This is a genomic window from Pseudomonas mucoides (assembly GCF_015461845.1).
GTDB lineage: Bacteria > Pseudomonadota > Gammaproteobacteria > Pseudomonadales > Pseudomonadaceae > Aquipseudomonas > Aquipseudomonas mucoides.
The window spans coordinates 252,981-276,132 of the sequence record NZ_JACOPW010000004.1 but is presented as its reverse complement, the minus strand read 5'-3'; the positions used below and the strand labels follow the sequence as shown (position 1 = coordinate 276,132).

Sequence of the window (23,152 nt, the reverse complement as noted above, 5' to 3'; positions counted from 1 at the left end):
CGGGGCCTTTTTGCGATCAGGCCACTACAGAGGGCAGGCGCCCTTCAAGGGTCAGGCCCATGCGGTTGAGTGCGTGGACAAGGTTGATCAGATTCGCGTAGGTGATCTGATGCACGGCAGTCCAGGCAGGACGGTTAATCAGAAAGCCGCCATCCGCCGTTCGCGCAATCATCGTTCGCACAATCTGGTTGGTCCGGCTGCGATGAATCAGCGTCAACGTGTCCTCCGAACTTTCAATGGTGAACATGCCTTGGCGGAACAGCAGCTCATTGATTTGCTCGGGCGATCGCTGAATGAACTGAGTTGGAATCTGCAGGCTGATGTCGGCATACAGGGTGTCGACATTACCGCCCATCAGGGGCGCGATTTCTGTAACTTCACGGCCGACTTCGATGCCATGGTCGATGTCCAGGTGCTGACGCTGGTCAGGGCCCACTTCTTCGATGCGTAGACCGATACCCCCCTCGGTTTCGCTGATGCCGGCCATTCCCCTGAACGTGTTGGTACTCTCCTGGTCGGTGATTACCACCCATTTGCCGCCACCATTGCGGGCTTGTGTGGCCTTCATGATGGTATGGGTGAGGTAGGTCCTGACGGATTGCCGTGAGATGGCGCGGAAATTCGAGTCTGTATAGCGATAACTGGCCAGGCAATCGGTGGCCTGGATTCGAATGCCGTTCTGTTGGGCGGCCTTGACGACTTCGAGGGGGGTGAACTGTCCCGCAGGATCGCCTGGCAGTTTTTGCAGGTACTTCCCCAGCATCCCATGCATGTCCCCGGTTTCGGCGAAATCGTTCAGGTCGACTTGATTGAAGTCGTTGAGCAGGCGATGCATGTAGATCGTCTTGACGCCTTGCTTCGCCAGCGTCGGCATGTTTTCGATCAGGAACCGCATGCTGGCAATGCGGTCCTGACTCTCACCGATTACCAGACCGGGCGCAGTGTTGAATACTTTCTCGATGAGCTCCGTAACGGTCGTGGAGGGCGTGATGACGGGCTGAATCGGGCGGGCCGGTAACGAGGCAAAAAAATTCTTCGGGATCTGGAATCTGATGGCATCCCTGATCAGGACCGCTCTACGCCCGGCGACATACTCTTCATAGGGGGAAACCCCTCTGAGGACCCCGCCAGGTGCGGCAACGACTTTTATATGGGTTTCGGGCTTTCCCAGAGCCAGGAAGTTCAGCGAGCGTCCATTGGGGGCGTCGTATCTCGTCAAGTGCCTGGAAAAATCAGGCGTTGGCCGGACATGATTCGTCGGCTTCGAGGGGCCGGGAACAGGCTTGCTGAGGTTTTTGCCGCCGCCCTTCAATCCGGCATTGGGCGCCAGCTCCCATTCGCCCTCGCCATTCAATCGCACCGGCATTGACCCCGTGGAGGCATGGGGGGTAGCCGGGTCGATAATGGCCCATGTGCCGCCGCCATTGATATCGGCTTCGTAACGAACGTAGTAAGCCTGATCGTTCATGAGGATCGCGGTGGACGGGTTTGAGTTCAGTGAATAAATGCCCTTGAATTTTCCGTCGGTGGCCAGCAGGGCCTGGCTTTCCAGAATTTCATTACTCTGCCAGTGCTCCGGCACCGAGGCCTGTGGCTCGATATCAGGCAGAGTCGGAATGAGCTTTTCGAGCACCTCGCTTGTCCCTGATGCCTCGGAAGTTATGTTCTGAGTTGCGACTTGTTCAACGGTATCCACCGCTTTGGACGGTTGAGCAGGCCAACCCATGAGTCTCATGCCCTTTGCGGCCAGTGCATTCTTCAGCGCTTCAAGATTATTGAAAGGCTTGAAGACGAAGTCCGGCCATATAGGGGAATCGAGTTCGATGTATCCGCCGGGCATCGTTTTGATAATGGTTTCTTCTATCTGCTTGTTGCCATTGCGATAGACCAAAAGCACGGCACTGTCCGAACGCTGAAAGGTGTACATGCCTGGCTCCGGCAACAGGGCTTTGAGGTTCGTCGAGGATCTATAGGTCCATGGGTTTTCCACTTGCAACCGCCAATCGCCTTTGATGGATGACGTTACGGTGTTCGAGCCCTCAAAGGGGGCTTCCTGAAGATCATAGACAGGCGTGTCCGCAGAGTCCTCATACACCACCGCTGCGCCGGAGTCGGCTGTAATGGGCTCCGCCAGTCCGGGGCTCACCTCATCGATGCGCACACTCACAGCGCCCACCTGTTCACTGATGCCTTGATAACGCCTGAAGGAACTCATGTTTTCCCGATTGACCAACGCCACCCAATTGGCTGATCCGTGCGCCTGCTCATTGAGTTGAATGACTTCGCTGGCAAAAAAACTTCGTGCCATTTGTTGTTGCGGCTCGAGGCTGACATGACCGTTGATGTTGTAAGTAATCGCGCAGTCGACGGCTTGAACGCGGATATGCTGCGCGTTGGCGGCCTTCACGAGTTCCAGGGAAGTCAACTTGCCCTCCGGGTCGTGACCCGTCTTGAGATCGAGTTTTTGCAGGTAGTCTTCGAGCTCTGCGGGCATTTCCCCGGTGCGAGCGAAAGTGTCCAGATCCATTTGATTGGCGTTGGTCAGCAGCTCTTGCAGATAGAGCCTCTTGAACCCAAGTTTCGCCAGTGTCGGCATATTTTCGATCAGCAATTTTCTACCGGCGAGGCTGCCCGGTGTCTGGCCCAAGACCAACCCGGACTTTTGTTCGGATACTGTTTGAAACAGCTCGGCCGCCGTTTTGAACGGAGGAGGGGAAGACGTTTGTACGGGGGGCAACGGTGGATGAGCTTCGTAATAGGCTTCGGCATCGTGTATCAGCCGGTTACGAGCAATGCGCTGATGCCAGGCAAATCGACTGGTCCGTACTTCCTGTCCTTCTTCCTCAATAACCGTAATAAACTCATCCGGACCGCCCAGGGCCCATTCCCTCATGCGGGGCGTTCGCAGTTTTTTTACATAAGTACCGGGTTCCTGCGCCCATGCCCCGTCTTGGGGGAGAGAGGGCTCACCCAACTGGCTGGTGGGCGGCGATTGCATTCCGCCTTTCAGTCCTGTGCGGGGTATCAGCTCCCACTGACCGTCAGCGTTCAGGCGAACGGGGAACGTGCCCGAGAAAGCGTCGGGGTTTTCTGGATCAATAATTGCCCATTTGCCGGCTCCGTTGGCGTCGCCTTCGAAGCGCACGTAATAGGCTGCGTCGTTCATCTTGATTGCGGTCGATGGGGTGGAATGGAGCGAATAGATCCCCTGAAATTTACCGCTCTGGGCAGACAGCATTTCGCTTTCCAGTGACTCATGGCATTGCCATTGTTCAGGCACTACAACCGGTTCGCTCGGCGATAAAGGTGACCCTTCGGGTTGAGGGCGACTCGACTCTACGCTGTCGAGCTCACGCGGATCTTCCGTTACGGTAGATTCAGCGGCACTGTCCGACTCCCTCAGCGAAGCCATTTCGGCGGCTTCGGCGGCATCCACTGAAGCCCCGACTTCTTCCAGAACGCTGGCTTCCTTGAGCATCGGGATATTGAACAGGGCATTGATGCCATCGAGCACCGCGCCGATGACGCCAGCCTTGCGTTGCGCCGCCGTTTTGCCATTGACCGCCTTGTCGATGTTCAAGCCCATCGCGGCGATACTGGCCCCGATCACCGGCAACGCGATTGGCCAACCCATCACCGCCAAGGGGCCAAACACATGCAGCCCGGCAGCCAGGTAACCCAGCCAAAGTTGTTTACGCATTTGTCCGTGAGTCACCAGCGTCAGATCGGCCTCTTCCAGCATCGTGCTCTGGACCGCCCGGCTCTGCCAGGTGAAGGGATCGCCGCTGATGGTGATGTTTTTCTGATTGATCAAATGGTGGTCGTATTTTCCCCAGGTGCCGACCAACTGGTTCATCAGCGGGGTGATGTTGTCGTGGACTTCCTTGCGTACCGACAGCGGGAAATGGGTCATGAACTCCGTGCGCGGTTGCTCTTCATTCATTTGCAGCAAGATCCACCAGTGCATGTCCGTCGCTGTCGGCTGCACGTGGAAAGCCTGTGCGGCACCGGGAACGTAAGTGATCTGTCGACCATTGCGGTCAACAATGCGCAGAATATCGGTGGCGACATGACCTGCGACATCCAGCGCGCAGATACGTAGATCTGCAGGCGAAGCGGTTTGGGACTGCAGGGTCGCCAGGGTGATCGGCCAGGTTGCACCACCGACGACGGCCCTGACGACGGTCTGGAAATCCTCCTCTTGCAGTTGGCCGTTTTGACGCGCCTCGACGGCTTTGCTGAGGTAGTTGGATTTGGCCAGGGTCCGGAAGTCATCGAGATGAGTCGCCCAGAACGCGTTCAGTTTATTCAGATAACGTTCACTGAGGTTCATCTCCCACAGGTCCGTGAGGACCTTGCTGGGGTACATCCGCACTTCATTGGTTTCATTGAAAATGCTGGCGTTTGCATCCTCAGTGTAAAACCCGCCGTTACTGTTCAGTTCGAGGGCGTCGTCTTGATCGGTCACGCGGTATCCCTGGATGACCAGTTGCGTCAGGGTCAATGATTCACAGGGTTTGGGGGCGTGCTCCCAACTCAGAAAGGCCGTGTTGCTGCTGGCCGAGACGTTGTCGAACCGATGCCACCAGACCTCATCCGGGTCCATGCCGGTGATGCCGTGTTTGTTCAGGATTTCGCTGGCGACTGCGTGGGCTTCATCCTTCAAGCCCGGGCAGGCCGTCACAACGACGGGGGCAATCGTTTTCAGCCGCTCCTTGTCGGCAGCATTGGGTAACGCTTCGGTATTCTGATCAACAGGCATGCTCTCGCTCCTTGAGAAATGGGCTGTGAGGATGACCCGTTAGCTCAAGGCAAGTGCACTACATAGTTATGCCCACATGCCGTTCGTGACCGTGTAAGGTCTCGCAGCAGATCGCATCTGCTGCGGCCATCCGCCGCCCCACCCTTACTGTTTCTCAACCGCAGGTGTATCGTATTCGCCTTTTGCAGGCCCTCGTGCCTGTCGCTGATACGTGAGGTAGTTAAGTTCATGTCGTTTACCCGTCGCCAAATCCTCGGTGGCCTGGCCGGTCTTGTTGTCGTTGGTGTCGGAGCGGGGGGCGCGTCGCGGTACTGGCTGGGCAAGATGGCTGACGCTGACGCAGGTCACGACTACGAGCTGATCGCAGCGCCGCTGGACGTCGAACTGGTGGCCGGGCACAAGACCGAAGCCTGGGCGTTCGGCCCCTCGGCGCCGGGCACCGAGTTGCGGGTTCGCCAGGGCGACTGGCTGCGAGTGCGTTTCATCAACCACCTGCCGGTCGCGACCACCATTCACTGGCACGGCATCCGCTTGCCGCTGGAGATGGATGGCGTGCCGTACGTCTCGCAATTGCCGGTGCTGCCGGGTGAGTACTTCGATTACAAATTCCGCGTGCCCGACGCCGGTAGCTACTGGTATCACCCGCACGTGAACAGCAGCGAAGAGCTCGGTCGCGGGCTGGTAGGTCCGCTGATCATCGAAGAGCGTGAGCCGACCGGTTTCAAGTACGAGAAAACCCTGAGCCTCAAGAGCTGGCACGTCGATGAAGAGGGTGCTTTCGTTGCGTTCAGCATTCCTCGTGAAGCCGCGCGCGGCGGTACGGCGGGACGTTTGTCGACCATCAATGGCGTCTCGCAGGCGGTGATCGACTTGCCCGCCGGGCAGATCACCCGCGTGCGCATACTCAACCTCGATAACACGCTGACGTATCGCCTCAACATCCCCGGTGTCGAAGCGCAGATCTACGCACTGGATGGCAATCCCATCGAGCCGCGTCCGCTGGGCAAGGAATACTGGCTTGGCCCCGGCATGCGTATTTGCCTGGCGATCAAGGCACCGCCGGCCGGTGAGGAATTGTCCCTGCGCAACGGCCCGGTTCGCCTGGGCACCTTGCGCTCAGTGGCGAATACCGACGCGCCGACACCATGGCCGCCGGCACTGCCTGCGAACCCGATCGCCGAGCCGGACCTGGCCAACGCCGAGAAACTCAACTTCAATTTCGAGTGGGTGGGCTCGGTGTCGGTCAACGTCGGCAACGGTAAACCGCCGAGCCTGTGGCAGATTAACGGCAAGGCCTGGGACATCACGGACAAGACCTGCGCCGACCGCCCGATTGCCAAGCTTGAGAAGGGCAAGAGCTACATTTTCGAATTGAAGAACATGACTCAGTATCAGCACCCGATTCACTTGCACGGCATGAGCTTCAAAGTCATTGCCTCGAACCGGCACAAGGTCATTCCGTACTTCACCGACACGTATCTGTTGGGCAAGAACGAGCGTGCGCAAGTGGCGCTGGTAGCGGATAACCCGGGCATCTGGATGTTCCATTGCCATGTGATCGATCACATGGAAACCGGCCTGATGGCCGCTATCGAGGTGGCCTGATGCGTCAGATACGTCCCGCCGCGATCATCGACCGCAGCCGTGATCGCGACTTCATGCGCGAAGCCCTGGCCTTGGCTGCACAAGGCGCAGCGTTGGGTGAAGTGCCCGTGGGCGCTGTGTTGGTGCAGGACGGCGAGATCATCGGTCGCGGCTTCAATTGCCCGATCAGCGGCAACGACCCGAGTGCCCACGCTGAAATGGTCGCGATCCGCGCCGCAGCCTTGGCCGCGAGCAACTATCGCCTGCCGGGCAGCACGCTGTACGTGACGCTGGAACCGTGCAGCATGTGCGCCGGCCTGATCGTGCATTCGCGGATTGCGCGGGTGGTGTATGGCGCGCTGGAGCCCAAGGCCGGGATTGTGCAGAGTCAGGGGCAGTTCTTCACCCAAGGGTTTTTGAACCACCGGGTGTTGTTTGAAGGCGGGGTGTTGGCGCAGGAGTGCGGGGCGGTGCTCAGCGAGTTTTTCAAGGCCCGAAGAGCCAAGCCAGCAGATTGAGTCGCACCGAGGAGTGAACTTGAGAACCCGATCAATGTGGGAGCTGGCTTGCCCGCGATGAGGGGCTGACAGTCGACATCTTTGCTGTCTGACACTCCGCTATCGCAGGCAAGCCAGCTCCCACATTTGATCTTCGGTGTTGCTGAAAGCTTCGGTTTACTTGCGGGCCACGATGACCGCACGCATCGGCGCCGGAAGCCCTTCAATCGTTTTGCTGTGATCGTCCGGTTCCAGGAAGTCGCTCAGCGACTGATACTTCATCCACTCCGTCCCGCGCTGTTCCTCGACCGTGGTCACGCTCACGTCCACGCAACGCACATCGGTAAACCCGGCACGGCGCAACCACAATTCCAGCGCCGGCACCGACGGCAGGAACCACACGTTGCGCATCTGCGCATAACGGTCTTCCGGCACCAGCACCTGCTGCTGATCGCCTTCGATCACCAGCGTCTCCAGCACCAGTTCACCGCCTTTGACCAGGCAATCCTTCAGCGCCAGCAAATGCTCGATCGGCGAACGGCGGTGATAGAACACGCCCATGGAAAACACCGTATCGAAGCCTTCCAGCTCCGGCGGCAAGTCTTCGAACGGGAATGGCAGGTGCCAGGCATTCGGTTCTGACAGGTAGCGCTGCACGGCCTGGAACTGGCAGAAGAACAGCCAGTTCGGGTCAACGCCGATCACGCTGTCGGCACCGGCGCCGAGCATGCGCCACATGTAGTAACCGTTGCCGCAACCCACATCAAGAATGCGTTTGCCCTTCAGATCCAGATGCGGTGCAACACGCGACCATTTCCAGTCTGAACGCCATTCGGTGTCGACGTGCACGCCGAACAGATCAAACGGTCCTTTGCGCCATGGCGATAAACCCATCAGCGCGGTACGCATTTGCGCACGGGTTTCGTCGTCGCACTCGGTGTCCAGCATCAGGCCGTTGAGCAAGTCGACTTCGCTCGGCTGAAGCTTCGGCAATGCATCCAGTGCACTCTGCCAACGTTCCAGGTCGCCATGACCCTTATCCATTTTCTTGTCGAGTTGCGCTTGCAGGGTGTTGGCCCAGGCGGCCAGTGGTGTACCGGCCAGACGGCGGGCGAGGGGGGACAGATCAATCATGGCAAGGCAATCAACGAGGCAAAGTTAAGACACTGGAACCACGGCACGACTTTCGAGAACCCGGCGGCCAGCAGGCGCTCGCGGTGTTCTTCGAGGCTGTCGGGCTTCATGACGTTTTCGATGGCGCTGCGTTTCTGGGCGATTTCCAGTTCGCTGTAGCCGTTGGCGCGTTTGAAGGCGACGTGCAGGTCGGTGAGCAGCGCGTGTTCTTCGGGGTCATTGAAACGCAGCTTCTCTGACAGGATCAGCGCGCCACCCGGCAACAGCGATTGGCGGATGCGCGACAGCAATGCCGTGCGCTGGTCCGGGGCGATGAATTGCAGGGTGAAGTTCAACGCCACCACCGAGGCGGGCTGGAAGTCGAGGGCGAGGATGTCGCCCTCGATTACTTCAACGGGCAGCAACTCCTGGAACATCGAGTCCTGACCGTTGAGGTATTCGCGGCAGCGTTCGACCATTGCCGTCGAGTTATCCACAGCGATCACCCGGCAACCGTCGGTGCGCACGTGTCGGCGCAAGGCTTGAGTCACAGCGCCCAGGGACGAACCGAGGTCGTAGAGCACGCTGTTGGGCTGGGCGAATTGCGCGGCGAGCACGCCGAGGTTTTCCACGATGGTCGGATAGCCCGGCACCGAACGCTTGATCATGTCCGGGAACACCCGCACCACGTCCTCGTTAAAGGCGAAGTCAGGCACCTGGGCCAAAGGCTGGGCGAAAAGGCGATCGGGTTCTTTGCTCACGGCGGTTCCAGCGGCGTTGGTGGAAAAGGCCGGCATTTTAGCCAAATTGACGGGGGGATGCGCGGGTTGTCTGATAAACCGTGCCGAAGGCGTACGCAATCCTGTAGCAGCTGCCGAAGGCTGCGTTCGGCTGCGAAGCAGTCGTGCCTTGTTTTGCGTCACTTAAGTACGATTGATGTTGTTTGGGAGGCGAGGGCTTTGCCCTCGAACTCAGCCTTCGGCAGCTGCTACAGCGTGTGGCGTGCTTGATACTGGGGGCCGAACGCCGACGCCGTGATCCCCCACTGCCCCAGCCAGTAACTGACGATGATCACGTAAGGCGCCGCATCGAACGGCGCCACAAAGCGGCTGATACCAATAACGCTGTCGGAGAACACAAACGCCAGCGCACCTGCCGCCGCCAGCAGTGCCGAGCGTTTTGGCACCTCCGTGCCCAAGCGAGCCAGTGCCCGCCAGAGCATTGCGCTGATGGCCAGGCCATAAACAATCACCGGAACCAGCAATGGGCCGAGACCGTGGGAAATCAAAATCCCCAACAATACTGCGCCGACGCCCAGGGCAATCACCAAGGGCAACGCCGCCAACCGCCGGCAATCGCTCAAATAGGCTTTGAGATAAGCCAGGTGTGCAACCAGAAACGCCCCGAGACCAAACACAAACAGATCCCCCGGCCAGGCCAGCAACACATCGCCCAGCAGCGAGAAAATCAGGCCAAGGCTGATCCAGCGTCGATAGTCGCTGGGCGGCGCGTCATGCAGCCAACCGAGCAGGGCCAGTACTGGCAACGGTTTGACCAGCAGACAAAGCAACGTCGCGTGCACGCTTACGCCATACAGGAAGGTCACCGCGCCCATCAGCGCCAGAATCAGCCAGCCCACGATCAGTTAATAACCGAAATCGCGCAATCGAAGGTGTCCACCGGCAACACTTCCGGCGCCCAAGGCTGCTGCGAGGTCAGGCGCAAACGCCCGGTGCCGGCGGCAAACGCCTGAAAGCGCCAGGTCGAAATACCGGCGCTGCCGACGATGCCAGCGTCCTCGGGGTTGCTGTACACCTCGGGGCTGAGCGCATGCAGCACACCACCGGCCGAATCCTGGATCGCCCAGCGGTAACCCGTACTCGGGTTGCTCGGCAGGGTCAGGATCAAGTTTTGCCCGTTGTTGAGTTTCACCGGGCATTGGCTTTGTTTTTCCACGGTCACGTTCTGTTTCGGCTGCGTGGCGCAGGCGGCCAGCAAGGAAAGGGCGAGGGGGACAAACAAGCGAGTGGGGGACATAGGGTCAGCGGCTCCGGCGTTCACGACGAACGGCGAGCATAACTGAAGATGAGACAAAGTGTGACAGCGCTGGGGATTTGCGCCGTCAGTGCCGACGCCTTCGCGGGCAAGCCCGCTCCCACCATGGATTGCAATAACCCAGTGGGAGCAAGCCTGCTCGCGAAAGCAGTGGTCCAGGCACTACCTAACGATCAGAACAATATCTTCGCCACATCCGCAAAGCGCTTGGCGAAATGCACGGTGATCCCTTCTTTCAGATAATCCGGCAGCTCCTCAAAGCTGCCACGGTTAGGCTCCGGCAAGATTAACTCGAAGATCTTCTGCCGCCGCGCCGCAATCACCTTCTCGCGTACCCCGCCAATTGGCAGGACGTGCCCGGTCAACGTCAGTTCGCCGGTCATGGCCACGCCTTTTTTCGGCGGCTGGTTGCGTGCGAGCGAGAGCAGGGCGCTGGCCATGGTCACGCCGGCGCTCGGGCCGTCTTTCGGGGTGGCGCCTTCCGGGACGTGGAGGTGGACGAAGGCTTCGTCGAAGAATTTCGGATCGCCGCCAAACGATTTCAGGTTGGAACTGACGTAGCTGTAGGCGATTTCCGCCGACTCTTTCATCACATCACCCAATTGCCCGGTGAGTTTGAAGCCACGGTTCAGCGTGTGGATCCGCGTCGCTTCGATCGGCAAGGTCGCGCCGCCCATGCTGGTCCAGGCCAGACCGGTGATAACGCCGGTGCCGGACAACACTTGCTCGTTGCGGAACACCGGATGACCGAGTGAGGTTTCGAGGTCTTTGGGGCCGAGTTTGATGACGGCTTTGGGGTCGTCGATCAATTTCACCACGGCTTTGCGCACCAGTTTGCCCAGTTGTTTTTCCAACTGGCGCACACCGGCTTCGCGGGCGTAACCGTCGATCAAGGCTTTGAGCGCGCTGTCGCTGATGCTCAGGCTGCCTTTGGACACGCCGGCCTTTTCCAGTTGTTTCGGCCACAGGTGACGCTTGGCGATGGCGATTTTTTCTTCGGTGATGTAACCCGACAGGCGAATCACTTCCATCCGGTCCAGCAACGGGCCGGGGATTGAGTCCAGGGTGTTGGCGGTGCACACGAACAGCACTTTCGACAGGTCCAGACGCAGGTCCAGATAGTGGTCGAGGAATTCGACGTTCTGTTCCGGATCGAGGGTTTCCAGCAGCGCCGAGGCCGGGTCGCCCTGATAGCTTTGGCCCATCTTGTCGATCTCATCGAGCATGATCACCGGGTTCATCACTTCGACGTCTTTCAACGCCTGTACGAGTTTGCCCGGTTGCGCGCCGATGTAGGTGCGGCGGTGGCCCTTGATCTCGGCTTCGTCGCGCATGCCGCCGAGGCTGAAGCGGTAGAACGGCCGGCCAAGGGATTCGGCGATGGACTTGCCGACGCTGGTTTTACCCACGCCCGGCGGGCCGACCAGCAGCACGATAGAGCCGCTGATCTCGCCTTTGTAAGCACCGACCGCGAGGAATTCGAGGATGCGGTCCTTGATGTCGTCGAGGCCGGCATGGTGTTTGTCCAGTACCTTGCGCGCGTGCTTGAGGTCGAGTTTGTCCTCGCCGTACACGCCCCACGGCACCGAGGTCGCCCAGTCGAGGTAGTTGCGGGTGACCGCGTACTCCGGCGAGCCGGTCTCGAGGATCGACAGCTTGTTCATTTCCTCTTCGATGCGTTTCTGCGCCTGCGGCGAGAGCACTTTGCCGGTGAGGCGTTGCTCGAACTGCTCGATGTCAGCGCTGCGATCGTCTTTGGTCAGGCCCAGCTCTTGCTGGATGACCTTGAGTTGTTCCTTGAGGAAGAACTCGCGCTGATGCTCGCCGATCTTGCGGTTAACTTCGGCGGAAATCTCTTTCTGCAGGCGTGCAACTTCGACTTCCTTGCGCAGCATCGGCAGGACTTTTTCCATGCGCTTGAGCATGGGCACGCAGTCGAGCACTTCTTGCAGTTCGCCACCGGTGGCGGAGGTCAGGGCGGCGGCGAAGTCGGTCAGCGGCGACGGGTCGTTGGGGCTGAAGCGGTTGAGGTAGTTTTTCAGCTCTTCGCTGTACAGCGGGTTGAGCGGCAGCAGTTCCTTGATCGCGTTGATCAGCGCCATGCCGTAGGCCTTGACCTCGTCGGTCGGCTCGGTGGGCTGGTGCGGGTATTCGACTTCCACCAGGTACGGCGGGCGATGGTGCTTGAGCCAGGTCTTGATGCGCACCCGGGTCAGGCCCTGGGCGACGAATTGCAGTTTGCCGTTTTCACGGCTGGCGTGGTGCACCTTGACCAGGGTGCCGTACTCGGGGAGTGCGCCGGTGTTGAGATGGCGCGGGTCTTCCTGGGGCGTGTCCATGTAGAACAGGGCCAGGGAGTGGTGATCGGCCTTGCTGACCAGGTCGAGGGTTTCGGCCCAGGGTTCTTCGTTGACGATGACCGGCAGTACTTGAGCCGGGAAGAACGGGCGGTTGTGGATCGGGATGATGTAGACCTTGTCCGGCAGGTTCTGGCCGGGCAGGGCGAGGCCTTTGCCGGTGGCGTGGTGTTCGATTTGCTCGGCTTCGTTGTACTCGCTCGGGTCTTCGGGGAAGTCTTGCTGGTCGCTCATGGGGCACCTGCGCAATGGGGTATGGGTGTTAGATGGGGCAGGTGGGGGGTGGTTTCAATGGCACGGGATATTTCAAGGTGTGTGTTCAGGGTCTGGACAGGTGAGTGTGTTGACCTGTCCAGTGTAGATGCACCGCGCCAACTTGCCCGCCTGATAGCCGACCCAGCAGTAGCAGATGAACCCAGTCCAATTGTAGGAGTGGGGTGACAAAAATAGTGGCCACAAAAAAGGCGACCCCCTCGCAGGAGTCGCCTTTCCATTAACCGCCGCTAGAACTTACTCGGACAGTTTGTACGCCATCACATAGTCGCCTTGCTTGGTGCCCAGCGACCCGTGACCGCCGGCAACAACCAGCACGTATTGCTTGCCGTCCTTGCCGGTGTAGGTCATCGGTGTGGTTTGCGCGCCGGCCGGCAGGCGACCTTCCCACAGTTGCTTGCCGTTTTTCACGTCGTAGGCGCGCAGGTATTGGTCGAGGGTGCCGCTGAGGAACGCGACGCCACCGGCGGTGGTGAAGGTGCCGCCCAGGCTGGGTACGCCCATGCTCAACGGGATCGGAACCGGTGAGCTGTCGCGCACGGTGCCGTTCTTGTGCATCCAGATTTTTTCATGGGTGGTCAGATCGACCGCGGCCACGTAACCCCACGCCGGAGCCTGGCACGGCAGGCCCATCGGCGACAGCAGGGGTTCGAGGACGACGCCGTACGGCGCGCCTTTGTTTGGCTGTACGCCTTCGGTTTCGCTTTTACGCGGGCCTTGGGCAGCGATTTCCGCAGCCGGGATCAGCTTCGATTTGAAGGCCATCCAGTCCGGGTTCACGAACAGGATCTGACGCACCGGATCCACCGAGACACCGCCCCAGTCGAACACGCCGAAGTTACCCGGATAAACGATCGAACCTTGCAGCGATGGCGGGGTGAACGGGCCGTCGTAGCGCAGGGATTTGAAGGTGATCCGGCAGACCAGTTGGTCGAACGGCGTGACACCCCACATGTCGCGCTCTTTCAACGGCGGCGGCATGAAGTTGAGGTCGGACTTGGGTTGGGTCGGCGAGGTGTGATCACCGGCGACAGCGCCTTGTGGCACCGGCACTTCGTTGATCGGCACAATGGCTTTGCCGGTGCTGCGGTCCAGCACGTAGATGCTGCCTTGCTTGGTGGACGCGAGTACCGCCGGCTTCACGCCGTCAGCGGTTTTCAGGTCCATCAGGGTTGGCTGGCCGCCGACGTCCATGTCCCACAGGTCATGGTGGGTGAACTGGAAGTGCCAGCGCACTTTGCCGGTGGCGATGTCCAGCGCGGTCAGGCCGGCGGCGTGCAGTTCCGATTCAGGGGTGCGAGCGCCACCGAACTGGTCCGGCGTCTGGTTGCCCATCGGCAGGTAGAGCATGCCGAGTTTTTCGTCGACCGCGAACATGGACCACATGTTCGGCGAATTGCGGGTGTAGGTCTGGCCTTCGGCAATCGGCGTGGTGTCGTCCGGCTTGCCGCTGTCCCAGTTCCACACCAGTTTGCCGGTGTGCACGTCGAACGCACGGATCACGCCGCTTGGCTCGTCGGTGGAGACGTTGTCAGTCACGTGGCCGCCAATCACCACCAGGTCTTTGGTGACCGCAGGAGGCGAGGTGGAGTAGTAACCGCCGGCGGTGAAGCCGCCGATGTTGGCGCGCAGGTCAACCTGGCCCTTGTCGCCGAAGTCTTCGCACATCTTGCCGGTGTCAGCGTTGAGGGCGATCAGACGGGTGTCGGCGGTCGGCAGGAAGATCCGGCGTGGGCAGGCGTTGGTGACAGCGGCGCTGGCGCTGCCGGTCGGGCTCTGCTCGGAGGCGTAGACGGCGTCATCGTGGTACGACACGCCACGGCAGGTCATGTGCGCCCACCCCTTGAAGTTCGCCGCGTTTTGCGTGGAGAGCTTAGGGTCGAAACGCCAGATTTCCTTGCCGGTGTCCGGGTCCAGCGCGATCACCTGGCTGTGCGGCGTGCACACGTACAGCATGCCGTTGACTTTCAGCGGGGTGTTTTCAGCGGTGGTCTCGCCCGGATCGTTCGGACCCGGCAGGTCGCCGGTGCGGTAAGTCCACGCCGGGACCAGTTTGTGCGCGTTTTGCGGGGTGATCTGTGCCAGGGGCGAGTAACGATCACCGTGAGCGCTGCGGCCGTAGGAGTTCCAGTCGCCGTCGGGCATGGCCGGCGCGGTGTTGGTCATGCCGGGCACGCTGTCGCGGTCCAGTTGGCCTTTGATTTCACCCGGGCTGGTGAACTGGCTGGCCAATGCGGCCACGCCCGCCACGACCACGGCGACGCTCAGGGCGCCGGTGCCCATCGGTGCAGCGCCTTCGCGCAGCAGCGGGCGACGAAACCAAGGCAGCAGCATGACGATACCCAGCGCAAACCACAGCGCCAGGCGCGGCACCAGTTGCCACCAGTCGAGGCCGACTTCCCACAGTGCCCAAACAGTGCTGGCGAACAGCACCAATGCGTACAGGCCCAGCGCAGCGCGGCGGGCCATCATCAGCAGCACGCCGGTCAGCGTCAGGCCGATACCGGCCAGCAGGTAATACAGCGAGCCGCCGAGCATGCTCAGCTTGATCCCGCCTGCCAGCATGGCCAGGCCCATTAGCAGAAGCAGGATGCCGAGCAGGCTCGGCAACAGACGGCTTCGACTCAAAGCACCATCAGTGCTCATAGTGTGGTTCTCCGTGACGTTTTAAGTAGTCCCGCGCAAGTTCACTGTAGATGACGATCTGGCGTGGGCATGGTTCAGTTATAAAAGTGAAACTTGGTTAGAGCTTGTTCAGGTGTTGCAACCCTTGTAGGAGCAGTGCTTGCTCGCGATGGCGGTGTGTCAGACCGCATCTTCGTCAACTGACACTCTGTCATCGTGAGCAAGCTCTGCTCCTATAGGGGGGGGGTGGGTCAGAAGGATGAAGTGATCTTGATCCCGCCAATCAGGGCGTCATCGACCTGGTCCACGCCACCGGGATGGCGGATGTATTGCAGGTTCGGGCGCACGGTCAGCCAGTTCGTCACATGCACGCCGTAATAGAGCTCGGCGCTGTATTCAGTGTCTTGCGGCGGCAGGTACGACGGATCGTCGTAGTTGAAGACGGCGCGGGCCTGATTGGTCGCCTCGGCGTTTTTGCGGTAGGCCGGGTTGACGTGAACCCGGGCCAGGGCGAAGCCGATGTCGTCTTTGGCGCGCGCGTCGAACAAGCCCTTGTAGACCACGCCAGCCTGGACGTAGTTGTCGATGGCGTTGGTCTTCTTGTCGTGCATCGTGCCGTTGGCAAACACGTTCAAACCACGGCTGTTATCGCTGGCGACGCTGGTGATCTGCTGCTGAATGCCAAGCCACACGCCGTGTTTGCTCGATGCACTGCGATAGGCTTCGCCACTCAGGGCCGCCGGCTGACCATTGCTGTCCTTATAGACATCGGTGGCGCTGGCGCTGCTGTAGTAATAACCGGCGCGGTATTCGCCCGGAAGGCCGTTGAGTTTCGGCGTCCACACCAGTTCCACCGGCAAAATCGCGCCCTGGGTGCCGCTGCCGCTGAGCTTGAAACCGTTGTCGCGATCCAGGTTCGACGGGTTTTGCTCGTAGGCACCGACCTGCGCATACAGCTCCGGCGTCAGGTGATATTTGACGCGCAACGCCCATTGGCTGACCGGCCAGTTGTACCAGACGTCGCCGACCCAGTTACCGACTTGGGAGCCGCAGAACGCCAGGTTCTGGAAGTCGCACGGGAAGCTGTTGAAGTCTTCGCCTTCGCCAAAACGACCGGCCTTGATGTCGAGCTTCTGGTCGAAGAATTTCTGCTGGTACCACATCTGCGTCAGGCGCCAGGTTTGCCCACGGCCCCAGACTTCCTGGGCCGACGTAAAGCCGCCCACGCGCGGATCGTTGATGCGGTCGTTGCTGATGTTGTTGCCGTTGCGCTCGGTGATGGTCAGCTGAAATTCAGCGTCGTCCCAACCGAGGATTTTCTGCAAATCCAGGTGCGTGCCGAAACCGAACTGGTCGCTGTAGCGCGCGGTGCGGTCATGGTCGTAGCCGCCATGCAGGTTGCTGCCCATTTCGCCGGTGTAATCGACTTTGAAGTCGTAGCCTTTTTCCGCAAGTTCGGTGCGCGTGCCGTTCCAGTCGCCGAGCATCCACGGTGAATCGCTATCGAAGGCGGGCGCCGCCTGGGTGCAGGTGGCAAAGCCCAGTGCGGTGAGTCCACCGATCAGGTTCAGGGCTTTTCGGCTGGCGATAGCTGTGCAGACAGCGCTGTCTCGCGAAGTTTGAAAGTAAGGCATAGAGAAGAAATTCTGGGTCTTTTTCTAGGGAATTATGGAGTGCAGCAGGGCGTAAAGCAGTTTGAAGAAGCGTTTCAGCTTGGCGGCGCAAGGATAATGTTCTGTTACAAATAGAGAAAGGGCTTTTATGGACATGGATCGTTTCAGATTTGGTAACAGTGTCGGGCGGCGATCTTCAACGTCACCTACATTGACTGATAGCGCACGCAGCGCTTCCACCCGATCACACCCTCGGCTAAGGTGCGCGGCTTCCCACTCCTTACATCGCTCGAAGGCCCGGCATGACCGAACAGAACAACAACCCGCTGCATGGCGTGACGCTGGAACAAATCCTCAACGCCCTGGTTGAACATTACGAATGGTCGGGGCTGGCCGAGCGCATTGATATCCGCTGCTTCAAGAGCGACCCGAGCATCAAGTCGAGCCTGACGTTCCTGCGCAAAACCCCGTGGGCCCGGGAGAAAGTCGAGCGTTTGTACGTGAAGTTGATGCGCACCAAGCGACCGGTCTGAACATGCAGGGCTCGGTCGCGAGGCGTCGTTTTGTGGCCGCTGCGGCGGTACTGGGCTGGGCGGGACTGGCCATTCAGCTGTACCTGATTCTGTATTCGCGCTGGACGCTGGATGCCAGGTTGATCGGCGGTCTGGTGAGCTTTTTCAGCTATTTCACGGTGCTGACCAACACGCTGGTGGCGACGGTTCTGACCTGCGAATGGACGTCTCGCGAGTCTGCGGCTCGACGCTGGTTTTTGCAGCCGTGGGTGAGCAGCGCGATTGCCGTGAGCATCGCTGTGGTGGGGCTGGCGTACAGCGTGTTGCTGCGGCATTTGTGGCACCCCGAAGGCTGGCAGTTCCTGGCGGATGAAGTGCTGCACGACATCATGCCGCTGCTGTTTCTGGCCTATTGGTGGCGGTGCGTGCCCAAAGGTACGTTACGGCTGCGGCACATTGGCCTGTGGGTGATTTTCCCGCTGGGGTACTTCGCCTATGTGTTGTGGCGCGGGCATCTGCTGGCGGTTTATCCCTATCCGTTCATTGATGTGGATAAGTTGGGTTATCCACAGGTGTTTGTGAATGCGGGGGGATTGTTGGTGGGGTTTGTGATCGTTGCGCTGATGGTGATCGGGCTGGATCGGTGGCTTGCCCGAAAGTGAACCTGAACTATGGCGAGGGAGCTGCTGTGGCGAAGGGGCAAGTCCCCTCGCCACAGGGAAGACAGGTAACCTTTAGTTATTCATCGTCGCTGTCATCCAATCGCCAGTAGCCGACTGCTTTGACCCTCTGCTCATTCAAGCCGTGCTCATCAAGCAAGACCCGCCGAATCTGCCGCGACACTTTGGTCTCCGTCGCCACCCACGCATAGAGATTGCCGCTCGGCACTTGCAGTTGCTTCACGGTCGTCAGCAGGTTGTCCTTGCCGCCTTCGCGCAGCACCCAGATCACATGGACCTGCGCGGCGCTTTCCAGGCGTTGTTGTTCAGCGCCGTTCTCCACTTCCACAACCACCAGCGCACGGCGATTGGCCGCCAGGCCTTCGAGGCGACGGGCGATGGCGGGCAGGGCGGTTTCGTCGCCGATCAGCAGGTAGCTGTCGAACATGTCCGGCACGATCATCGAGCCGCGTGGCCCACCGATGTGCAGGAACTGGCCGGGTTTGGCTTGCTCGGCCCAGGTCGAGGCAGGGCCGTCGCCGTGCAGCACGAAATCGATGTCCAGTTCCAGCGTGTCGAGGTCGTAACGACGTGGCGTGTAGTCGCGCATCGCTGGCATCGGCCCGTTGTCCTTGCCCGCGCCGAGCACCAGCGTTTCCAGCGCCGCGTGTTCCGCCGCGGTCTGCGGGAACAGCAGTTTGACGTGGTCGTCCGTACCGAGGCTGACGAAGCCGGCCAGCTCCGGCCCGCCCAGGGTAATCCGGCGCATGCGCGGCGTCAGGTCGACCACGCGCAACACCTGCAGACGACGGCGTTTGATTTCATGCATGACACGGTGGATGGATTGCACGATCACTTCACTCATTCGGCTTGCTCCTGAACGGGTTGAACGGCAGGGCCGTCGACGATGGCCTTGGCGGTGTTGTTGAGCAGGTCGCGCACCCGCAGGATTTCTTCCGGGCTCCAGCGGCCGTGGTGCATCTGCAAGGCGTGACGCAAGTTGTGCACCGCCTCGTGGATCTCGGCGGGACGGTCATGACCGCGCAGCGAGCGCTTGCTGACCTCGATGCGCATCCGCACACCGTCCAGCGCAATCGCCTGTTCGGTCAATGACAGGCGTCCGGCGTCGGTGACGGTGTAGCGTTTTTTGCCGCCTTCGGCATCGCCCAGAATCATTTCGCTTTCTTCGAGAAAGGTCAGGGTCGGGTAGATCACGCCGGGGCTGGGGCAGTAGGCGCCGTCGAACATGCTTTCGATCTGACGGATCAGGTCATAGCCGTGGCAGGGCTGCTCCGCGATCAACGCCAACAGCAGCAGTTTCAGGTCGCCGGGGGCAAACACCCGGGGGCCGCGGCCACCGCGTTCACGGCCGGGGCCAGGGCGTTTCTCGAAGCCGTCGCGGCTGTCGCTATGGTCTCGGTGGGAATGATGGTCTCTCATTTTTGCGTCTTCTCTCGTCGTGTTTAGATACAACTTAAGATATATCTTTAGGTGAGCGCAAGCCTACTGGACCAATGGTCGGTCTGCGCCACCGCTTGACGGCCAGACGCGCTGAGCGATGAGGAATACGGTATGGGTTGCTCTTTTAGAGCAATTAAACTAATCATGGAGGCTCATCGATTGATAATTGTTCCGCTGTTGCAAGATAAGTAGTCTTCATCTTTTGGAATTCAATTAGTTCCTATCTGTGTGCTTTTTCAGGTGAAAACTGTGTGTAGTATTTCTCTGAGGGTAAAACAATCGAGTTGGCGTTTTTCCAGTGTTTTTCCTATTGTTCGAACGCCGTTGTTACTACATGTTCTTCGGAAGTTGCGTACTTACTTTCTCATGGGATTGGACGATCATTCTTTGGCGTCGAAAGTTAAGCGAAATCGCCATCACCGTATGGAGAGATTTCCGCTTGCCCAACTTTCCTCGGTCCAATCCTTTGAAAAAATACAGGTACACAATAATGTTCAAGACGTTTGCAATCGCCGTTCCGATGACCCTCCTGGCCCTGAGCACTTCGATGGCGTTCGCGGCGGAAGAATCGCGCACCTCCATCAACATTACCGCTGATATTCCGAGCAAGGTCTTCCACGCTCAGCCTGTAGACAAAGACTTCGGCAAAGACGAGAAAATGCAGTATGTCGTCGGCTCCGGCACCCTGACGGAAGTCCGTGGCACCTATGATGTTCAACACACCAATGGCTCGGTCGGCGCTTATGTCGTGGGCGGTCCTACTCCGCTGTTCAATGGTAATCCAGCCTTGAACATTCCTCTGACTTACACCTTCAATGGCACGCCATTGACCGCTGATTCTCAGGAAGTCGTCGGCGACGCCGAGTCCAACGGTGGCATGCGCGCCGACCTGGTGATTACGGCAGAGAAGCCGGGCAACAGTCAGGTGGGGATCTACACCGCCAACCCGGTCGTCATCTTTGATGCCATTCCGCGCATCTGAAGTAAGCGCGTGCTGTAAGTAAGTTCTGTCTTACTTGGCAACGTTCACCGATCGCCAGGGAGGTTGTGCCTGTCGATCGGGTTTCAACGAATTTATCTTCAGAGTATTTCGTTCATGTTCCCGATGACTCCCATCGCGACGGCGCTTGCCCTATGTTTTTGTGCGACTGCCCTGGCCGCGCCAGCGGACAACGGCCACACACCCCGAAGTTTACTTGCGCAAGCCAAGGGATTACCGAGCGAGTTCGAAGAGCACTTCTTTGATGTGCCGCTGGCGGTGCGCGTGGAACTTGATCAACAGTTTCTCGGTGAGGCGATGGTCGTGCTGACCCGCGACGATCGAATAACCCTCGTTGACTTCACCGATGTCAGCGACAGCATGATCAAGCCCAGCGAGCGCGACATCTGGGCCAACTACCTGAAACAAGGCGTGGTGCTGGGCGCCTGCCAAGCCAATTGCCCCGAACAACTGCTGGCCGTGCACTACAGCCTGGAAAACTCGCTGGTGTCGATCCTCACGCAAAACGCCGAACGCGATGATCAGGTGCAGCGCTATTACAACCAGCCCGAAGGCGGCAGCACCGGGTTGATCGTGCGCAACCAGCTGAACCTCAATGGCGGTCAGAACCAGGACCTCGGTGGTCGATACGGTCTGGAAGCGAGCAGCAGCCTGGGCAACTGGACCCAGGCGGTCAACCTGCAGTTGTCACGCCTCGGTGGTGTGGACAATCAGCTCTATCACGCCATGCACGAGCTCTTTACCCAGCGCGAACTGGAAGGCAACTTCCTGCGCCTGGGCTTGTTCACGCCCACCTCGGAAGGCCTGACCCGTCAGCCGCGCTCCTTCGGCGCCAGCCCCGACACCGCGCTCGGCGTCATGTACGGCAGCTCCGACAGCCTGGCCATCAATAACCCGAAACCGGCGGTCTACCCGATCTATGTCACGGCCAATCGTCAGGGCTCGGTGGAGATCTACCGCGACGGCTTGCTGATCAATACTCAGGCGATACCCGCCGGTTTGCAGACCCTCGATACGCGGCCATTGCCCGGCGGCATCTATGACGTGGAAGTGCGGCTGATCGAAGACGGCCAGATCACCTCCAGCACGCAGGAGCTGGTCTACAAGCCCAACAATTGGCGCAATCATGACGAGCGCTGGCGCTACAACCTGTTTGCCGGGCGTGAATCGAAAATGCTCAGCAACTGGGATGAGCAGGCCGATGGCGACATGACTGCCGGCGCCGCATTCAACTTCCTGCTGCACCCGCGGGTGATTCTCGGCCTGTCGGGTCGACAAGTGAAAGACACCCTGCAATACGGCACATCGGTCGACTGGGCCATCGTCCACAACGCCAGCGTCTTCGCCAACGTCTACAAGACCGAGGACTACGGCACCGGTTTCGACGTGCAGGGGCTTTATTCCTACGGCAGCGGCAGCCTCGTCGCCAGCCATAACCGCAGCTGGCTCGACACCACCCGGCTCTACGACACTTTGCCCGACGGCACGCGCGTGCGGCAGCGCAATGTATTTATCGGTCAGACCAGTAACTCGTCCTTGTCTCTCAATCATCGCCTCACCAGCAAAAGTTCGGTCAATGCCCGGGTGTCCCACAGTGAAGGCAACACCGAAGGCGTCGGCGTGGACCTGGGTTGGACTCAACGCACGCAACTGTTTGGCAGCGACGCCAATTGGCGCCTGTCGCTGTTCGACAGGCCGGGCAGCGTCAGTTCGGGCAATGATCGAAATCGCGGCCTTGACCTGAGCGTGAGCGTGGCGCTGGGTGGCCCGGGAGAACAGTTGTCCGGCAGCATCGGCACCCGCACCGATCGCGATGGCGGGCGTGACAACAATGCCTCGATCACTTACCGCAAAGACTTGCAGGACCACCTGCTGCAAAGCGTTTCCGCCACGGCGATCACCGACACCTATGGCATCGGCATGAACGCGATGGCGACGATGCGATCGGACCTGGCCAACGCCGACGGATTTATCCAGCGCTCCTCTTACAACAACGACTTCACCGGTGGTCTGAACCTCGACAGCACCGTCGCCGTCGGCGGGCAAAAAATGGTCGTGACCAGCCAATACCACCGCAACGGTGCGGGCATGATCATCGATGTCGAATCGGACATCGAAGACATCACTTTACGTGCCGACGATCTGAGCGGTGGCAGCGCAGTCCTCAAGCCCGGACGCAATTTTGTGCCGATCACGGCCTACAAAAGCAGCTCCGTCAGTTTCGATTTCGAAGGCAACCACGTGCCTGCCGCGACCATCCAGCCGGTCCGTTCCAGTTATCACCTGAACAAGGGCGGCGTGGATTATCGCCAGATTCGCGTGATGCGAACCCTCACTGTCCTCGGTCGCCTGATCGACCCCCAGGGCAACCCGCTCAAGGGCCATCACATCATCAACCACGCCAGTCGCGGGGTCAGTGAGGTGGACGGCTTCTTCTCCATGGAAATGAACGCCGGTTCCCCGACCCTGGAAGTGCGCCACGGCAACCAGTTGCTGTGCCAGTTCCGCCTCGACCCGAGCCGTGGCCGCACGGAAAACAACGTGCTGATGATTGGCGATCTGCGTTGCACGCCGGACACCCTGGCGGACCTGACGCTTGAGACGCCGACGGCAGGCTGATGCCCGACACCCCGAATTTTTT

General features: G+C 59.8%; 17 protein-coding genes. 6 read left to right on the top strand and 11 right to left on the bottom strand.

Going from position 1 to position 23,152, the window contains the following annotated elements:
- Positions 1–16: 16 nt before the first annotated feature.
- Positions 17–4,762 carry a membrane-targeted effector domain-containing toxin gene (locus H8F22_RS19975; RefSeq protein WP_194940593.1) on the bottom strand — a complete coding sequence of 1,582 codons (4,746 nt, stop codon included), beginning with the start codon at positions 4,760–4,762 and terminating at the stop codon, positions 17–19.
- Between the two features lie 228 nt (positions 4,763–4,990).
- Between H8F22_RS19975 and H8F22_RS19970 the strand changes: the two genes are divergently transcribed.
- Together H8F22_RS19970 and tadA are read left to right on the top strand one after the other, a co-directional pair.
- Positions 4,991–6,367, top strand: a complete 1,377-nt coding sequence (locus H8F22_RS19970) for a multicopper oxidase family protein (RefSeq protein WP_027922775.1) — start codon at positions 4,991–4,993, stop codon at positions 6,365–6,367.
- Positions 6,367–6,864, top strand: coding sequence for a tRNA adenosine(34) deaminase TadA (gene tadA / locus H8F22_RS19965; RefSeq protein WP_027922776.1), 498 nt, complete (start codon positions 6,367–6,369; stop codon positions 6,862–6,864). The genes H8F22_RS19970 and tadA overlap by 1 nt, the downstream gene beginning before the upstream one ends.
- 156 nt (positions 6,865–7,020) lie before the next feature.
- Here tadA and cmoB read toward each other — a convergent pair whose 3' ends face one another.
- The 8 genes from cmoB to H8F22_RS19925 form a co-directional block, all read right to left on the bottom strand.
- Entirely contained in the window at positions 7,021–7,977 is a 957-nt protein-coding gene (gene cmoB / locus H8F22_RS19960) for a tRNA 5-methoxyuridine(34)/uridine 5-oxyacetic acid(34) synthase CmoB (protein WP_194940592.1), read from the bottom strand.
- Positions 7,974–8,753 (bottom strand): carboxy-S-adenosyl-L-methionine synthase CmoA, encoded by a 780-nt coding sequence (gene cmoA / locus H8F22_RS19955; RefSeq protein WP_172825931.1) that lies wholly within the window; start codon positions 8,751–8,753, stop codon positions 7,974–7,976. The genes cmoB and cmoA overlap by 4 nt, the downstream gene beginning before the upstream one ends.
- A 191-nt stretch (positions 8,754–8,944) precedes the next feature.
- The gene (locus H8F22_RS19950) at positions 8,945–9,595 is read right to left on the bottom strand and encodes a lysoplasmalogenase (RefSeq protein ID WP_027922779.1); all 651 of its coding nucleotides are present in this window, start codon (positions 9,593–9,595) and stop codon (positions 8,945–8,947) included.
- Positions 9,596–9,597: 2 nt separating this feature from the next.
- A complete protein-coding gene (locus tag H8F22_RS19945) occupies positions 9,598–9,993 on the bottom strand; it encodes a protease inhibitor I42 family protein (RefSeq protein ID WP_194940591.1) in 396 nt (131 codons plus the stop codon).
- A 191-nt stretch (positions 9,994–10,184) separates the two neighbouring features.
- A complete protein-coding gene (gene lon / locus H8F22_RS19940) occupies positions 10,185–12,602 on the bottom strand; it encodes an endopeptidase La (protein ID WP_027922781.1) in 2,418 nt (805 codons plus the stop codon).
- A gap of 276 nt (positions 12,603–12,878) precedes the next feature.
- On the bottom strand, positions 12,879–15,287 hold the full coding sequence (locus H8F22_RS19935; protein ID WP_027922782.1) for a glucose/quinate/shikimate family membrane-bound PQQ-dependent dehydrogenase: 2,409 nt from the start codon (positions 15,285–15,287) through the stop codon (positions 12,879–12,881).
- Between the two features lie 230 nt (positions 15,288–15,517).
- Positions 15,518–16,900 carry a carbohydrate porin gene (locus H8F22_RS19930; protein WP_027922783.1) on the bottom strand — a complete coding sequence of 461 codons (1,383 nt, stop codon included), beginning with the start codon at positions 16,898–16,900 and terminating at the stop codon, positions 15,518–15,520.
- Positions 16,901–16,924: 24 nt separating this feature from the next.
- Complete coding sequence (locus H8F22_RS19925; RefSeq protein ID WP_155953710.1) at positions 16,925–17,119, bottom strand: hypothetical protein; 195 nt, start codon at positions 17,117–17,119, stop codon at positions 16,925–16,927.
- A 62-nt stretch (positions 17,120–17,181) separates the two neighbouring features.
- Between H8F22_RS19925 and H8F22_RS19920 the strand changes: the two genes are divergently transcribed.
- Both H8F22_RS19920 and H8F22_RS19915 read left to right on the top strand, forming a co-directional pair.
- The gene (locus tag H8F22_RS19920) at positions 17,182–17,412 is read left to right on the top strand and encodes a VF530 family protein (RefSeq protein WP_007944895.1); all 231 of its coding nucleotides are present in this window, start codon (positions 17,182–17,184) and stop codon (positions 17,410–17,412) included.
- A 2-nt stretch (positions 17,413–17,414) separates the two neighbouring features.
- Positions 17,415–18,053 carry a Pr6Pr family membrane protein gene (locus H8F22_RS19915; protein WP_194940590.1) on the top strand — a complete coding sequence of 213 codons (639 nt, stop codon included), beginning with the start codon at positions 17,415–17,417 and terminating at the stop codon, positions 18,051–18,053.
- 76 nt (positions 18,054–18,129) lie between these two features.
- On the opposite strand, the gene H8F22_RS19910 is transcribed toward H8F22_RS19915, so the two are convergent.
- Together H8F22_RS19910 and H8F22_RS19905 are read right to left on the bottom strand one after the other, a co-directional pair.
- Positions 18,130–18,915 carry a siderophore-interacting protein gene (locus H8F22_RS19910; protein WP_027922785.1) on the bottom strand — a complete coding sequence of 262 codons (786 nt, stop codon included), beginning with the start codon at positions 18,913–18,915 and terminating at the stop codon, positions 18,130–18,132.
- Positions 18,912–19,490: a PadR family transcriptional regulator gene (locus tag H8F22_RS19905; protein ID WP_027922786.1), complete on the bottom strand. Its 579-nt coding sequence runs from the start codon at positions 19,488–19,490 to the stop codon at positions 18,912–18,914. The genes H8F22_RS19910 and H8F22_RS19905 overlap by 4 nt, the downstream gene beginning before the upstream one ends.
- A 511-nt stretch (positions 19,491–20,001) precedes the next feature.
- Here H8F22_RS19905 and H8F22_RS19900 point away from each other — a divergent pair.
- Both H8F22_RS19900 and H8F22_RS19895 read left to right on the top strand, forming a co-directional pair.
- Entirely contained in the window at positions 20,002–20,493 is a 492-nt protein-coding gene (locus H8F22_RS19900) for a CS1 type fimbrial major subunit (RefSeq protein WP_027922787.1), read from the top strand.
- Between the two features lie 114 nt (positions 20,494–20,607).
- Positions 20,608–23,130 carry a TcfC E-set like domain-containing protein gene (locus H8F22_RS19895; RefSeq protein ID WP_194940589.1) on the top strand — a complete coding sequence of 841 codons (2,523 nt, stop codon included), beginning with the start codon at positions 20,608–20,610 and terminating at the stop codon, positions 23,128–23,130.
- The last annotated feature ends 22 nt before the right edge of the window (positions 23,131–23,152 follow it).